Here is a 13,378-nt window from a genome sequence, read left to right on the forward strand (position 1 = left end):
GCTTGCCGTGAAGATTCTACTTTGTGTCGAGATGCCGGTTTTCTGAGTCGTTCCAAAGCCGCATGCTCTGAGTCGAAAATACCACCTGCGGAGTTGTGCGCATGAAAGAAATGACCTGGAACAGCTCTATGAATACGGCCCAGCGGCTGATGCGCTACAAGGCTTGGGCAAACAACCGGACATTGGAATTTCTGGAAACCTTGCCAGAGGGCACTGCAGAGCAACCGCACAGCACGTTTTTCGGTTCTATCATCCAGACACTGCAGCACAATTACATCGTTGACGACATTTTCCGCTTTCATTGGCAGGGGGTGCCGCATGGTTATTCCTCCCGGCGCAGCGGCAATGTTCCTGCGCTGGTGCCGTTCCGGGATCAGGTGCGCGAGATGGATAGGTGGTGGATAGCTGAGGCAGATGCGCTGACGCCGGAAGCGCTGCATGAAGGAATCGACTTCAGGTTTCTGGACGGCAGCCAGGGGCATATGACCCGGCTGGAGATTGTTATGCACTTGGTCAATCATACCAGCTATTATCGGGGCTTTGCGGATGAAATCCTGGGGCAGATGGGACATGACGGTCCGGCTTGTGATCTACCTGTCTATCTGCAGGAAATGAAAGCGCCGGGCACTTGATGCCGTTGCAGCACCGGATAACTCACGGCCTAGTAGGGTAGGTCAGCATTACTGCCTAAATGTTTCGCGCGCGAAACATTGGGTCAGTGCTTATTCCGCATGATTGACAAGCGGTTACCTCACTGCGCGCCGCGTTAACCGCGCTTTAGCCTCGCGCCGCGGCCGCCGCGGCGCTTGACCAGTTTGCTGGCGCGGGCGGGCAGGTCGTTCATGATACCGGCGCGCTCTTCATTGGTCATCTTGGACCAGTCGCGGATCTCGTCGATAGAGCGGTAGCAGCCGGTGCAGATGCGGGCCTCGGGGTGGACGACGCAAATCTTGATGCAGGGGGATTGGATCTCGTCCCGTTTCCAAACGTCGTCAGTCATCTCTCACCCGTTCGTCAAATGCCGCATCCGGTCCAATGCGCCTTGCAAGATATAGGAGGCCGCGACGTGGTCGATAACCTCTGCGCGGCGTTTGCGTGTCGTATCTGCTTCAAGAAGCGCTTTTTCTGCCGCCACGGTGCTGAGGCGCTCGTCCCAGAAGCTGATCGGCAGATTGGTGAGCTGGCCCAGATTGCGGGCAAAGGCGCGGGTGGACTGGCAGCGGGGGCCTTCTGAGCCGTCCATGTTGCGGGGCAGGCCCAGCAGGATGCCGCTGATGTCGCGGGCTTGGATGATTTCCAGCAGGCGCGCGGCATCGAGCGAGAACTTCTTGCGCTTCACGGTTTCCAGTGGCGTTGCCACGGCGCCGATGCGGTCCGAGACGGCAACACCGATGGTCTTGGTGCCAAGGTCCAGCCCCATCAGCGCGTTCATCGGCGGCAGGGCGGCGGCAAAATCTTCAAAGGCGTCGTGAATCATTCTGTCAGTCCTGCCTGTGCGGCGATGGTTTCCAGCAGTGCCAGCGCTTCGGCGTCCGCCTCAAAGGCGCCGCGGGCCTCGTCATAGACGGTGCGGGCACGGTCGGTTTCGCCCAGAACCGACAGGGCACCGATCAGGCGGGCCCATTCCTCGGCGCTGCCGCCTTCGGTTGCCAGCCGGTCGGACAGGCGGGTGACCATGCCGCGGATCATTTCCTGCTGTTCTTCGGGGGTCAGTTCGCTGGCAGAGGACATCTCCTCCGCACTGGGGCCGGGCAGGGCGGGGGCGGTGCCGCCGCCGGGGGTGATCGGGCGGTATTCTACACCAGCGCGGAAGGCCATTTCCTCGATCTGGCCCTGAATGCCCTTGACCCACAGGGCATCCGCTGGGCCGTCGCGCAGGGTTGCGGCCCATTCGCGGTATGCCAGGTCCGGGCGGCCGATCTGGCCCAGCATCAGGCCCCAGTAGTAGCGGGCAGGCCCGTGGCTAGGATCAATGGCGCGGGCTTTTTGCAGGTCGGTCTGTGCCTCTGGTGACACGTAGCCGCCGGCCGCCATGATCTTGAGTTCGGCCAATTCGGTGAAGTCGCGGGCGTTCACTTTGCCCTCGGCCAGACGGATATAGTTGGTCTTGGCCTGATAGGCGGCCTTGAAGTTGCCGAGGTTGGCCTCGTGCTGGGCCAGCAGGGCCTGGCCGCGGGCATCATCTTTGCGCTCGCCGGCGGTTTGGCGCAGCTGTTCGACAAGCTGGAGATAGCCCTCTTCCACCTCGGGCCGCTGGATCGCCGGAACGTCGGCCTCGGCCTCAGCCTGCGAGGGGCGGTTTTCAGCGCGCTCGCCTGCCAGGCGGATACGGTCCTGCAGGCCCAGATCGCCATAACCCGGGGCGCCCAGCTGCCAGTACAGGCCCAGGGTGCCGCCGGTGATCAGCAGCGCGGTGGCAATGGCAAAGCCCAGTGACAGGGCACGGGGCTGGGCGGGGCCGGATTTGCGCTTTTGCAATTGCGCGTCAGCGGTCAGAATGCGGCGCGAGATCTCGGTTCGGATGCGCTCTGCGTCGGCTTCGGCAATGACGCCGCGGGCCAGATCCTTGTCCACTTCGCGCAATTGCTGGCGGTAGACACGCAGGTCGTAGGCCGCGGCAGGTTCGCCTTGCTCACGGGCGCGAATAATGATCATTGCCAGCAGCAGCGCGGCTGCAAAGGCGATTAGGGCGGTGACTGTCCAGAAAATCATGCCGTCTCCGAAGTTTGGTTTTCATCTATATGCGGGGCGGGGCGAACAAAAGGGCCAATCTGCCGCGGGATGCTGCAATGCGTCCTTTCGATATGTCGCAATAACGCAGAAACAGGGCGATAAACGGCACTGGTCAGCCATGCGTTTCGGGCATACCCGCTATCAGACACGAACCATCGGATTCGCTCATGAAACGCTATTCAGTCTTTGCTGTTGCGCGGGAAGCCCTGCGCTATCACACCGGATGGGAGCGCGCCTGGCGCTCGCCGGAACCCAAACGCCACTACGATGTCGTCATCGTGGGTGCGGGCGGGCATGGCCTCGCCACTGCCTACTACCTGGGTAAAAACTTCGGCATTACCAATGTCGCAATTATCGAGAAAGGCTGGCTGGGTGGCGGCAATACGGGCCGGAACACCACCATCATCCGCTCGAACTACCTGCAGGATCCCTCGGCTGCGATCTATGAAAAGGCGCGCAGCCTGTATGAGACCATGTCGCAGGACCTGAACTACAACGTGATGTTCAGCCCGCGCGGTGTGATCATGCTGGCCCAGACCGAGCATGAGATCCGCGGCTACAAGCGCACCGCGCATGCCAACCAGCAGCAGGGTGTGCAGACCGAATGGATCAGCCCGGAGCGCGTCAAGGAGATCGTGCCGATCATCAACCTGCACGGCCCGCGTTACCCCGTGCTGGGCGGCCTCTATCAGGAACGCGGCGGCACCGCCCGTCACGACGCCGTGGCCTGGGGCTATGCGCGTGCCTGCTCCGACATGGGCATGGACATCATCCAGAAGTGCGAAGTTACCGGTGTGCGCACCGAGAACGGCCGCACCGTGGGTGTCGACACCACCAAAGGCCCGATCGATTGCGACAAGATCGGCATGATCGTTGCCGGCAACGCCTCAGTGCTGTCGGAAATGGCGGGCTTCCGTCTGCCGATGGAATCCGTTGCCCTGCAGGCGATGGTGTCCGAGCCGATCAAACCCTGCATGGATGTGGTTGTGATGGCCAACACCGTGCACGGCTACATGTCCCAGTCCGACAAGGGCGAGATGGTCATTGGCGGCGGCACCGACGGGTTCAACAACTACACCCAGCGCGGTTCGTTCCACCACATCGAGGAAACCGTGCGCGCCCTGGTCGAAACCTTCCCGATGGTCAGCCGCTTGAAGATGCTGCGCCAGTGGGGCGGCATCGTGGACGTGACCGGCGACCGTTCGCCGATCATCTCCAAGACCCCGGTCCAGAACTGCTTCATCAACTGCGGCTGGGGCACCGGCGGCTTTAAATCCATCCCGGGTTCGGGCTGGGCGATGGCAGAGCTGATGGCCACAGGTCATTCGCCGCTGACCGAGGAGTTCTCGATCAACCGCTTCAAAGAAGGCAAGTTCATCGACGAGAGCGTCGCCGCGGGCGTGGCCCACTAATGAACGCGCTGCGCTCAATCCAGGCTGCTGCCGCTTCCAAACTTCATGTGGGGATGGGTGGTTTCGCCGTTCTTGCCGTAGGCCGTGTCATGGCCGCTGCGGCGGGGTGGCGGGTTGTCCTCCTTCCGGATTTCGGAGCGGAAGATGAACAATGCCAGAGCGCCGAAAAGCAAAAGAAAACCGAGAACTGTAATCGCTATCTCCATGCCCTCAACCTGGGCGTGCGGTCTGCAATTTTCAAGAGGGGAGTGGCAGCATGCTGATCCTTGAATGCCCATACTGCGGCGTCAAAGCCGAAGAAACCGAACTGGCCGCGGGCGGCGAAGCGCATCTGAAGCGCTATGGCCCCGGCTCCTCGGATGATGAGTTCCATGACTACCTGTTCATGCGCGAAAACCCCAAAGGCGTTCACTTTGAACGCTGGCGCCATGCCAACGGCTGCGGCAAGTGGTTCCACGCCGCCCGCTGCACCATGACGCTGGAGGTCTTTGGCACCTACACTGCACAGACCTCTGTGCCGACGCAGGAGATCCTGGACAAGATCGCTGCCAAACGCCCGGGCTGGACCTGGCGCGAATTTGCGGACGGCAAGAAATGAACCGCCGCCTGATTGAAACACCCGCTTTTCTTTTGAAAGGTCTGCGCCCATGAGCACGCGTCTTGCCAAACACGGCCGGCTGATCGACCGCTCCAAACAGATCGCCTTCACCTTCAACGGCAAATCCATGCAGGGTTTTGCCGGCGATACCCTGGCGTCCGCTCTGCTGGCCAACGGCCAGGTGATGATGGGCCGCTCGTTCAAATACCACCGCCCGCGCGGCGTCGTGGCATCGGGTTCGGAAGAGCCCAATGCGCTGATGCAGCTGGGTGTGGGCGACCGTTACGAGCCGAACCAGCGCGCCACCACCACCGAGCTGTTCTCGGGCCTGACCGCGCAGTCGCAGAACCACTGGCCGAGCCTGGAGTTCGACGTTCTGGCGGTGAACAACAAGCTGTCGCGTTTCCTGACCGCCGGCTTCTACTACAAGATGTTCATCCACCCGCGTCCGCTGTGGAAACACGTGTATGAGCCGATCATCCGGAAGTCCGCAGGTCTGGGCGCAGCTCCCGACAAGGAACTGAAGGACGCCGACACCTACGAGCATTTCTACTTCTTTGCAGATGTGCTTGTCATCGGCGGCGGTGTTGCCGGCCTGCAGGCAGCCAAGGCGGCTGCTGCATCGGGTGCCAAGGTTCTGGTGCTGGAGCAGAACAACTTCTGGGGCGGCCGCGCACCGGTCGACGGCGGCACCATCGACGGTGAAGCGCCCGAGGCCTGGATCGAAAAGACCCTGGCCGAGCTGCGCGGTATGGACAACGTCACCCTGCGCGACCGCTGCATGGGCTCCGGTGTTTATGACCACGGCTATGCCCTGGGCTATGAGCGCCTGACCGACCACGCACCGGGCCAGGGCGGACCGCGCCACCGTCTGTGGCGGATCCGTGCCTCCCAGATCGTCACCGCAACCGGTGCCATCGAACGTCCGCTGTCTTTTGCCGGCAACGATGTTCCCGGCGTGATGCTGGCGGCCTCGATGCGCGACTATGTGGTGAACTGGGGCATCAACCCGGGCCAGAAGGTCGTGGTTGCCACCAACAACGACGACGCCTACCGTACCGCTCTGGTGCTGCATGATGCAGGCGTCGAAGTGGTCCGCGTGGTCGACACACGCGAAACCGGCGGCGGCGCGCTGATGGAAGCGGTCCGCGAAAAGGGTATCCGGGTCGAACTGGGCCGGGCCATCGCCAAGGTGAAGGACGGCAAATGCGTGACCGAGGTTGCCATCTGCGCCCAGAACGGTGAAGGCGGCGCGCGCGAGACCGTGCAGGCTGACGCGGTTGCCATGTCCGGCGGCTGGTCGCCGGTGGTCCACCTGTGGTCCCACTGCGGCGGCAAGCTGATCTGGGACGAGGTGAACGCCAACTTCCGCCCCGATGCCTCCCGTCCGCCGCTGGGCGACAATGGCCAAGGCTTTGTGGTTCCGGCAGGTGCCGCAAACGGTGAGTTCGGCTTGGGTGCGCTGCTGGAAGACGCAGCTGCTGCTGGTGTGAAAGCAGCCGAAGCGGCTGGCTTCCCGGCGAAATCCGTTGCGGCTGCCAAGGGCGAGTCCGAGGCGGAAGCGCAGATGGAAGCGGTCTGGCTGATGCCTGCCAAAGCCGACATCAAGCTGCGCATGAAGTCCTGGCTGGACTATCAGAACGACGTCAAAGTGTCGGACGTGCAGCTGGCTGCCCGCGAAGGCTACGAAAGCGTCGAGCACACCAAGCGTTACACCACGCTGGGTATGGCCACCGACCAGGGCAAGCTTTCGAACATCAACGGCCTGGCCATTCTGGCCGACAGCCTGAACTCGGAAATCCCGCAGGTGGGCACCACAACCTTCCGTCCGCCGTACCACCCGATCTCGCTGGGCGCGATTGCAGGTGAGGCACGGGCCGAGATCTTCCAGCCGGTGCGCAAGACACCGATTGCCGACTGGCTGGACAAGAACGGCGCGGATTGGGAACCGGTTGGCCAGTGGCGCCGCCCGTTTGCCATCACCAAACCGGGCGAGGACCGTCATGCCGCGGTGAACCGCGAGGTGAAGAACACCCGCGAGAACCTGGGCCTGCTGGACGCCTCGACCCTGGGCAAGCTGGTGGTCAAAGGCCCCGATGCCGGCAAGTTCCTGGACATGATGTACACCAACATGATGTCCACGCTGAAGGTCGGCAAATGCCGCTATGGCCTGATGTGCACAGAGAACGGCTTCCTGATGGACGACGGCGTGGTTGCGCGCATCGACGAGGACACCTTCCTGTGCCACACCACCACCGGCGGCGCCGAGCGCATCCACGGTTGGATGGAAGAGTGGCTGCAGACCGAATGGTGGGACATGAAGGTCTATGTCGCCAACGTGACCGAGCAGTACGCCCAGATCGCCGTTGTCGGCCCCAACGCCCGCAAGGTGCTGGAGAAGCTGAACGCGGCAGCTGGCGGCGGCATGGATGTCTCGAAAGAGGCGCTGCCGTTCATGGAATGGCGCGACGGCAAGATCGGCGAATTCGACGCCCGGGCTTACCGGATCTCCTTCTCGGGCGAGCTGTCCTACGAGATCGCGGTTGCGGCCTCAGAAGGTCAGGCATTCTGGGATGCGCTGATGGAGGCAGGCAAGGAATTCGGCGTCATGCCTTACGGCACCGAGACCCTGCACATCCTGCGGGCCGAGAAGGGCTTCATCATGATCGGTGATGAAACCGATGGCACCGTGATCCCGCAGGATCTGGGGCTGCACTGGGCACTGTCGAAGAAGAAGGAAGACTATCTGGGCAAACGCGCGCAGCAGCGTTCGCACATGGTTGATCCGGAGCGCTGGCAGCTGGTTGGCCTGGAAACCGTCGACGGTTCGGTGCTGCCCGACGGCGCCTATGCACTGGGTGAAGGCGTCAACGCCAACGGTCAGCGCAACATGATCGGCCGGGTGACCTCGACCTACCACTCCGCGACCCTGGGCCGCGGAATCGCAATGGGCCTGGTCAAGCACGGTCCCAAGCGCATGGGCGAAGTGATCGAGTTCCCGGGCACTGACGGCAAGACCTACAAAGCCAAGATCGTTGATCCGGTCTTCTACGATAAGGATGGAGAGAAGCAGAATGTCTAAGGCTGTTTCCGTACTGAACGGCGCCCGTTTCTCGGGTCTAGCCACCGTCGAGGATGCCGGTCTGCAGGGCATGATCACCCTGCGCGGCGATCTGGGGTCCAAAGCGCTGAAGGCGGCTGTAAAAGCCGCCACCGGCGCCGGGGTTCCGGCACAGGGTTCCATCTCGGTTGCCGAAAACGGCGCCGCTGCGTGGATGTCTCCGGACGAGCTGCTGCTGCTGGTGCCTTATGAGGACGCTGTCGCCAAGACCGCGGAGGTGGCCGAGGCGCTGAAGGGCGAGCATGCGCTGGCAGTGAACGTCTCCGACGCCCGGGCCTTCTTCCGGCTGTCGGGCGAGGGCGCGCGCGAGGTACTGGGCAAGGTGAGCCCGGTGGACTTTGATGCCGCGGCCTTCAAACCGGGCCAGTTCCGCCGCTCGCGCCTGGCACAGGTGGCTGGCGCCTTCTGGTTGAACGAAGACGGCAGCTTCTACATCGTCTGCTTCCGCTCGGTTGGTGAATATGTGTTCAAACTGCTGAGCGCAGGGGCGCATCCTCAAAGTAAAGTGGGTGTTTACTAAAATTCTCACTCGCTTTCTGCTTGTGACGCCTTTGCGCGTCATTTACGGTGCCCTGGAGACCTTCCAGGGCACCGTTTTTTGTGGTGGCAGATCCAGGATGGTGTCTGTTGCAGGTATTGCAAACGGTTGAATTAAGGCCGTTTCCGAGAGGGGGACGGTGCGTGACGATGTTGCTGGGAGCGCCCCATGGTTCCGCTGAAATGCAGTGTCTTAATACTGGTCTTCACGCTTGCCGGGGCTGGTGTCATCGCAGGGCCGCGTTTCCAGTGCAGCTTGAAGCCTATATCGGGAAATGCGTGGATTCCCCGCGAGGTGAGCTTTCATTTCTCCGATGATTTCAAAACGGCCGAGATTAAAGATCTGGCTTTTGGCGTGCCGGTCACAGCCAGGATTGAGCGCCATAGTGAAACCTCTTTTGCGTTGAACTGGGCATTGCCGAAGCTGGCCGTAGCCGCAAATGCGGGGCTGCCGGGCCCGCGCTTCCGGGCTGTTCTGAATACCTCAAACCTGAAGATGAGCATTCAGGCAGTAAGGAAAGACAAGGACGGTGTACTGCCGCGCGGCAGCGGCCACTGCCAAGTGGATCAAAGCTTGTCTCTGCTGGCGCAGAGTGAAGGCTGATCAACAGGCCGCATTGAGCAGTGCGCTGACATTGCGCTATTTTCGAAGATTTTTTCTAACGCAGGATAACGCTTGCGACTCTTCGTTCCTGTTGCAATCAGCAGCGGGAAGAATTCGGAGAAATAGACTATGAAACGTTTAGCCCTATACGCGATTACAGCCGCCATTAGCATTTCCGGCCAGATGGCTTTTGCCGAAACTGTCTATGACTGTGAAGTTAAGCCTGCCACCAACGACGGTGGCGTTGCCCCGCGTGTTATCGTGCTGCTTGACGAAAACGGCGCCGGCGCAATGGTCTATGACGCCTTTATTCACGAAGCTGAGGGTGAACCGGTCCCGGCCAAGATCAGTCCGCGGAATGCGCACGCCTATGATTTGTCGTGGCGAGTGGATGAAATCCCGCTGCGGAACCGGGTCAGCACGACCGTTGGGCATTTTTCTGCTGTTCTGGACAAAAAGAAAAACACGCTTTCCGTGAGAGCAACATTTGCCGGTTTTGAAAACCTGTCGCGCGGCCGGGGCAAGTGCAAGGTCAAGACGGGTTAATGCCCGTGACCAATGGCCACTCCGGCTGAAGGCTGGAAATTGAAGGATATCTCAAAAGTGAAAAAGACAATTTGCGTGCTTGCAAGTTCCGCCGCGTTTTTCTCTGCTGAAATGGCACGCGCTGACACTTCGCCGGCCTCAGCATACTATTGTAAGATCGTGCCTTACGGAGGCGGAAAACCCTCTTCTGAAGGAGGCGGCGGATGGATACCGGATACCACTTCATTTGAATTTTCAGACGGCTGGAAAAGGGTGAAAGTGGAGAACTACATAGTTGAGGCATCCGCAGAAGGCGCAGCGCAAGCTGAAGTCAGGCAGCTCAAAAACGGGCTGGTTAAGTTTAAGTGGCGTTCGAGCCTGCCGACGACCCTGGATATTCCGACACCGGTTGGCTACCGGGTTGAATTCGATCCGGAGAAACTCACCGGCAGGATGCGGGCCACCGTGGCAGCGGGATACAGGTCCAGGATTGGCGGCATTATGAGTTGCAAAAAATCCTAGGCAGATGCGGGTCGATCAGGCTGCTGGAAGCGAATTTGAAGAAGCCATCGGCCGTCAGAGGCCGGGCTCCGGCAGCCGGCATATGTCCATTCGTTGTTACCAGAAATGCACATAGACCTTGCGGGGAATCTACCCCTAAGCTCTTGACCTGATAGCGCCCGCACCGCATGTATCTGCGCAGGAACGCAAACATATTTCACAGGGGGCCCAAATGGCTTTTGAACTTCCCGATCTTCCTTATGCACACGACGCTCTGGCTGCCAAAGGCATGTCGGCGGAAACCCTGGAATACCACCATGACCTGCACCACAAGGCCTATGTCGACAACGGCAACAAGCTGATTGCCGGCACCGAATGGGACGGCAAGTCGCTGGAAGAGATCATTGCCGGCACCTACGACGCCGGTGCCGTTGCCCAAAACGGCATCTTCAACAATATTTCGCAACTGTGGAACCACAACCAGTTCTGGGAAATGATGGGTCCGGGCGAAAGCAAAATGCCGGGCGAACTGGAAAAAGCACTGGTTGAATCCTTTGGCTCGGTCGATGAGTTCAAGTCGCAGTTCTCCGCTGCGGGCGCAGGCCAGTTCGGCTCCGGCTGGGCGTGGCTGGTCAAGAACGCCGACGGCTCGCTGGCGGTGACCAAGACCGAAAACGGCGTCAACCCGCTGTGCTTCAACCAGACCGCGCTGCTGGGCTGCGACGTGTGGGAGCACTCCTACTACATCGACTTCCGCAACAAGCGTCCGGCTTACCTGTCGAACTTCCTCGACAACCTAGTGAACTGGGAAAACGTCGCCTCGCGCATGTGATCGCATGACGCGGAGGAGCTTTCTCCGGGGCCTGCTGGCGGTGACGCTGGCAGGCCTTTTTACTGCTCTCTACGGGTTTTTCATTGAGCCTGCGCTGCGGCTGCGTGTCAGGAGGTGGAAGATCCGGAGGGAGGACTGGACTGCACCGCCGCTGCGCATTGCAGTGATAGCGGATCTTCATGCTGGCGAGCCCTGGGTGGGTGAGCGCCGTGTCCGGCAGGTTGTCCGGAGGGTGAATGCGGTCAATGCAGATCTGGTGCTGCTGCTGGGGGACTATGCGGCGGGGCACAGGTTCGTTACCAAACCGGTGAAGATCGCGGAAGTGGCGCCAATACTCGCGGAATGCCGGGCCAGGCACGGGGTTTTTGCTGTTCTGGGCAACCATGACTGGTGGGATGATCTTGCTGCGCAGAAACGGGGTGGAGGTCCGAACCTCTATGCCAAGGCACTTGAAACTGCGGGCATCAGCGTGCTGTCCAATCAGGCACTGCGGCTCGACGAGGCGGGCATTTGGCTCGCCGGGCTGGAAGATCAGCTCGCAATCCGCCGCAACGGCCGCTGGAACGGTCTTGATGACCTGCCGGGCACGCTGGCGCAGGTCACGGACGGTGCGCCAGTGGTGCTGATGGCACATGAGCCGGACATTTTTCCAAAGGTGCCCGCGCGCGTAGCCCTGACGCTGTCCGGACATACCCATGGCGGCCAGGTCCGGCTGTTCGGCTGGTCGCCGGTGGTGCCGTCAAGATTCGGCAACCGCTACGCCTACGGCCGCGTTCGGGAACAGGGTCGTGATCTGGTTGTCTCCGGGGGGATCGGCTGTTCGATTCTGCCGGTGCGCTTTGGATCTGTGCCGGAAGTTACGGTTATTGAAGTATCCTCTTGAAAGGCTTGCAGCTGCGGGGGAAGGCAGGATACGGATTGCCTGCGCCCGGCTTTAAAACGGGCGTTTCGTGTTTTGGGAAAAGCCCCGTGCGGTATACGCACCCGGCTGAAGCAGATGAGGGGCAATGACCGAGGCAGGCAAAGGTATTCTGGCTATGATTGCCTCCTGTACCGTTTGGGGGCTTTCGGGCATCTATTACAAGGCGCTGTCGCATGTGCCGCCGGAGCAGGTTCTGTCGCACCGGGCGCTGTGGTCCTTTGTGTTTTTTGCCATCGTGCTGCTGTGCCAGGGCCGCATCGCCGAGCTGGCGGCGGCGCTGTCCACCCGCCGCAGCGCGCTCTTACTGGCGTTTGCCTCGGCGATGATTTCGCTTAACTGGTTCATCTTCATCTCGGCTGTGCAGCTGGGCTATGCGACTGAGGCAAGCCTTGGCTATTACGTCTTTCCGCTGCTGAGCGTGCTGCTGGGTTGGCTCGCCTTCGGCGAGCGGCTGGCACCGGCGCAAGGGGTGGCGGTATGCCTGGCAGGCCTTGCGGTCGCCGTGCTGTCGTTCGGGCTGGGGGCCGCGCCCTGGATTCCTCTGGCGTTGAGCTTCAGTTTCACGCTTTACGGTGTTGTAAAGAAACAATTGCCGCTGGGGCCGGTGGTTTCCGTCACGGCCGAAGTTGCGCTGCTGTTGCCGGTTGCGCTGACAATCATTTGGATGACCGGCGGCGCTGGTTTCCTGGGCGGCGCTGGTGATGCAATGATGCTGATGTTTTCCGGCATCCTGACCGGGCTTCCGCTGATCCTGTTCGCCTACGCCGCCCGCAGGGTGCGGCTGGGCACCGTGGGTGTGCTGCAATACTTGAACCCGACGCTGCAGTTCCTGGTTGCGGTGCTAGTCTTTGCCGAACCTTTCACACCCTGGCACGGAACCGCTTTTGCGCTGATCTGGAGCGCTGTTGCGGTGTTTTCGGTCTCGGCGCTGCGTCAGGAGCGGGCATCGCGCAGGGCGGCGATGGCGGCCACAGGCGTGTCGGCCCAGATCAGGTAATCCGCGGTTTCCTGGCTGGCAAAACCCTGGCTTACCACCTGGTCCAGCAGGTCGCGCAGCTTGTCCCAGTAGCCGCCGGTGTTCAGGATCACGATCGGTTTGGAGTGCAGGCCCAGCTGACGCCACGTGAGGGCCTCGAACAGCTCGTCCAGTGATCCGGCGCCGCCGGGCAGCACAACCACCGCGTCGGCGTTCCACAGCATCACCTTCTTGCGCTCATGCATGGTCTCGGTCACCACATAGGTTGTGAGGTCGGTCTTACCGACCTCGCGCCGTTCCAGGTGGCCGGGGATCACGCCGAAGGTCTCTCCGCCGGCCTGCTGTGCCGCGCGGGCAACCTCGCCCATCAGGCCGACATCGCCGGCGCCATAGACCAGCCGCATGCCGTTTTCCGCCAGTGCGGTGCCGAATGCGCGGGCGGCTTCGGCATAGTCAGGCAGCAGCCCCGCGCGGGATCCGCAGTAGACGCAGACGGATTTGATGCTCATCGGCCAGCCTTTCCGTGGAATATCAAGGTGAAAACCAATTGGTGTTTTGACCCGTGATAGCGGGGTTGCTAGATTTCCTCAACTAAGCGGAAGGTCACATTCCGCAAT

16 protein-coding genes are annotated in these 13,378 nt (G+C 61.2%); 11 read left to right on the forward strand and 5 right to left on the reverse strand.

The window, feature by feature from the left end:
* Nucleotides 1–128: 128 nt before the first annotated feature.
* The gene (locus N6L27_RS00120) at nt 129–632 is read left to right on the forward strand and encodes a DinB family protein (RefSeq protein WP_271906221.1); all 504 of its coding nucleotides are present in this window, start codon (nt 129–131) and stop codon (nt 630–632) included.
* 134 nt (nt 633–766) lie between these two features.
* On the opposite strand, the gene N6L27_RS00125 is transcribed toward N6L27_RS00120, so the two are convergent.
* From N6L27_RS00125 to ccmI, 3 genes are read right to left on the reverse strand one after another with little or no spacing between them, the layout of a single operon-like run.
* Nucleotides 767–1,000, reverse strand: a complete 234-nt coding sequence (locus N6L27_RS00125) for a DUF1289 domain-containing protein (RefSeq protein ID WP_222503026.1) — start codon at nt 998–1,000, stop codon at nt 767–769.
* Nucleotides 1,001–1,003: 3 nt separating this feature from the next.
* Nucleotides 1,004–1,477 carry a Holliday junction resolvase RuvX gene (gene ruvX, locus N6L27_RS00130; protein ID WP_271905013.1) on the reverse strand — a complete coding sequence of 158 codons (474 nt, stop codon included), beginning with the start codon at nt 1,475–1,477 and terminating at the stop codon, nt 1,004–1,006.
* Entirely contained in the window at nt 1,474–2,712 is a 1,239-nt protein-coding gene (ccmI, locus tag N6L27_RS00135) for a c-type cytochrome biogenesis protein CcmI (protein ID WP_271905014.1), read from the reverse strand. The genes ruvX and ccmI overlap by 4 nt, the downstream gene beginning before the upstream one ends.
* Nucleotides 2,713–2,900: 188 nt before the next feature.
* Here ccmI and N6L27_RS00140 point away from each other — a divergent pair, with 188 nt between their 5' ends.
* On the forward strand, nt 2,901–4,145 hold the full coding sequence (locus tag N6L27_RS00140; RefSeq protein ID WP_039182516.1) for a sarcosine oxidase subunit beta family protein: 1,245 nt from the start codon (nt 2,901–2,903) through the stop codon (nt 4,143–4,145).
* Nucleotides 4,146–4,159: 14 nt separating this feature from the next.
* On the opposite strand, the gene N6L27_RS00145 is transcribed toward N6L27_RS00140, so the two are convergent.
* Nucleotides 4,160–4,351 carry a hypothetical protein gene (locus tag N6L27_RS00145; RefSeq protein WP_271905015.1) on the reverse strand — a complete coding sequence of 64 codons (192 nt, stop codon included), beginning with the start codon at nt 4,349–4,351 and terminating at the stop codon, nt 4,160–4,162.
* 50 nt (nt 4,352–4,401) lie between these two features.
* Here N6L27_RS00145 and N6L27_RS00150 point away from each other — a divergent pair, with 50 nt between their 5' ends.
* From N6L27_RS00150 to rarD, 9 genes are all read left to right on the forward strand, one after another.
* Nucleotides 4,402–4,743 (forward strand): sarcosine oxidase subunit delta, encoded by a 342-nt coding sequence (locus tag N6L27_RS00150; RefSeq protein ID WP_019295426.1) that lies wholly within the window; start codon nt 4,402–4,404, stop codon nt 4,741–4,743.
* 49 nt (nt 4,744–4,792) lie between these two features.
* Nucleotides 4,793–7,825, forward strand: coding sequence for a sarcosine oxidase subunit alpha family protein (locus N6L27_RS00155; RefSeq protein ID WP_271905016.1), 3,033 nt, complete (start codon nt 4,793–4,795; stop codon nt 7,823–7,825).
* Nucleotides 7,818–8,384, forward strand: a complete 567-nt coding sequence (locus N6L27_RS00160; RefSeq protein WP_271905018.1) for a sarcosine oxidase subunit gamma — start codon at nt 7,818–7,820, stop codon at nt 8,382–8,384. The genes N6L27_RS00155 and N6L27_RS00160 overlap by 8 nt, the downstream gene beginning before the upstream one ends.
* Nucleotides 8,385–8,570: 186 nt before the next feature.
* Entirely contained in the window at nt 8,571–9,005 is a 435-nt protein-coding gene (locus tag N6L27_RS00165; RefSeq protein ID WP_271905019.1) for a hypothetical protein, read from the forward strand.
* Nucleotides 9,006–9,134: 129 nt separating this feature from the next.
* Nucleotides 9,135–9,551, forward strand: coding sequence for a hypothetical protein (locus N6L27_RS00170; protein ID WP_271905020.1), 417 nt, complete (start codon nt 9,135–9,137; stop codon nt 9,549–9,551).
* A 12-nt stretch (nt 9,552–9,563) separates the two neighbouring features.
* Nucleotides 9,564–10,052: a hypothetical protein gene (locus N6L27_RS00175; RefSeq protein ID WP_271905021.1), complete on the forward strand. Its 489-nt coding sequence runs from the start codon at nt 9,564–9,566 to the stop codon at nt 10,050–10,052.
* A gap of 211 nt (nt 10,053–10,263) precedes the next feature.
* Nucleotides 10,264–10,863: a superoxide dismutase gene (locus tag N6L27_RS00180; protein ID WP_271905022.1), complete on the forward strand. Its 600-nt coding sequence runs from the start codon at nt 10,264–10,266 to the stop codon at nt 10,861–10,863.
* Nucleotides 10,864–10,867: 4 nt separating this feature from the next.
* Nucleotides 10,868–11,746: a metallophosphoesterase gene (locus N6L27_RS00185; RefSeq protein ID WP_271905023.1), complete on the forward strand. Its 879-nt coding sequence runs from the start codon at nt 10,868–10,870 to the stop codon at nt 11,744–11,746.
* 124 nt (nt 11,747–11,870) lie between these two features.
* Nucleotides 11,871–12,782 (forward strand): EamA family transporter RarD, encoded by a 912-nt coding sequence (gene rarD, locus N6L27_RS00190; protein ID WP_271905024.1) that lies wholly within the window; start codon nt 11,871–11,873, stop codon nt 12,780–12,782.
* Here rarD and N6L27_RS00195 read toward each other — a convergent pair.
* Complete coding sequence (locus N6L27_RS00195) at nt 12,719–13,270, reverse strand: TIGR00730 family Rossman fold protein (protein WP_271905025.1); 552 nt, start codon at nt 13,268–13,270, stop codon at nt 12,719–12,721. The genes rarD and N6L27_RS00195 overlap by 64 nt on opposite strands.
* Nucleotides 13,271–13,378 lie beyond the last annotated feature (108 nt).

The organism is Leisingera sp. SS27 (genome assembly GCF_028368855.1).
Lineage (GTDB): Bacteria > Pseudomonadota > Alphaproteobacteria > Rhodobacterales > Rhodobacteraceae > Leisingera.

What these genes read in the sequence shown, in the direction of transcription:
- N6L27_RS00120 (WP_271906221.1), top strand. Translation starts at nt 129, where the DNA reads ATGAATACGGCCCAGCGGCTGATGCGCTACAAGGCTTGGGCAAACAAC.
- N6L27_RS00125 (WP_222503026.1), bottom strand. Translation starts at nt 1,000, where the DNA reads ATGACTGACGACGTTTGGAAACGGGACGAGATCCAATCCCCCTGCATC.
- ruvX (WP_271905013.1), bottom strand. Translation starts at nt 1,477, where the DNA reads ATGATTCACGACGCCTTTGAAGATTTTGCCGCCGCCCTGCCGCCGATG.
- ccmI (WP_271905014.1), bottom strand. Translation starts at nt 2,712, where the DNA reads ATGATTTTCTGGACAGTCACCGCCCTAATCGCCTTTGCAGCCGCGCTG.
- N6L27_RS00140 (WP_039182516.1), top strand. Translation starts at nt 2,901, where the DNA reads ATGAAACGCTATTCAGTCTTTGCTGTTGCGCGGGAAGCCCTGCGCTAT.
- N6L27_RS00145 (WP_271905015.1), bottom strand. Translation starts at nt 4,351, where the DNA reads ATGGAGATAGCGATTACAGTTCTCGGTTTTCTTTTGCTTTTCGGCGCT.
- N6L27_RS00150 (WP_019295426.1), top strand. Translation starts at nt 4,402, where the DNA reads ATGCTGATCCTTGAATGCCCATACTGCGGCGTCAAAGCCGAAGAAACC.
- N6L27_RS00155 (WP_271905016.1), top strand. Translation starts at nt 4,793, where the DNA reads ATGAGCACGCGTCTTGCCAAACACGGCCGGCTGATCGACCGCTCCAAA.
- N6L27_RS00160 (WP_271905018.1), top strand. Translation starts at nt 7,818, where the DNA reads ATGTCTAAGGCTGTTTCCGTACTGAACGGCGCCCGTTTCTCGGGTCTA.
- N6L27_RS00165 (WP_271905019.1), top strand. Translation starts at nt 8,571, where the DNA reads ATGGTTCCGCTGAAATGCAGTGTCTTAATACTGGTCTTCACGCTTGCC.
- N6L27_RS00170 (WP_271905020.1), top strand. Translation starts at nt 9,135, where the DNA reads ATGAAACGTTTAGCCCTATACGCGATTACAGCCGCCATTAGCATTTCC.
- N6L27_RS00175 (WP_271905021.1), top strand. Translation starts at nt 9,564, where the DNA reads ATGGCCACTCCGGCTGAAGGCTGGAAATTGAAGGATATCTCAAAAGTG.
- N6L27_RS00180 (WP_271905022.1), top strand. Translation starts at nt 10,264, where the DNA reads ATGGCTTTTGAACTTCCCGATCTTCCTTATGCACACGACGCTCTGGCT.
- N6L27_RS00185 (WP_271905023.1), top strand. Translation starts at nt 10,868, where the DNA reads ATGACGCGGAGGAGCTTTCTCCGGGGCCTGCTGGCGGTGACGCTGGCA.
- rarD (WP_271905024.1), top strand. Translation starts at nt 11,871, where the DNA reads ATGACCGAGGCAGGCAAAGGTATTCTGGCTATGATTGCCTCCTGTACC.
- N6L27_RS00195 (WP_271905025.1), bottom strand. Translation starts at nt 13,270, where the DNA reads ATGAGCATCAAATCCGTCTGCGTCTACTGCGGATCCCGCGCGGGGCTG.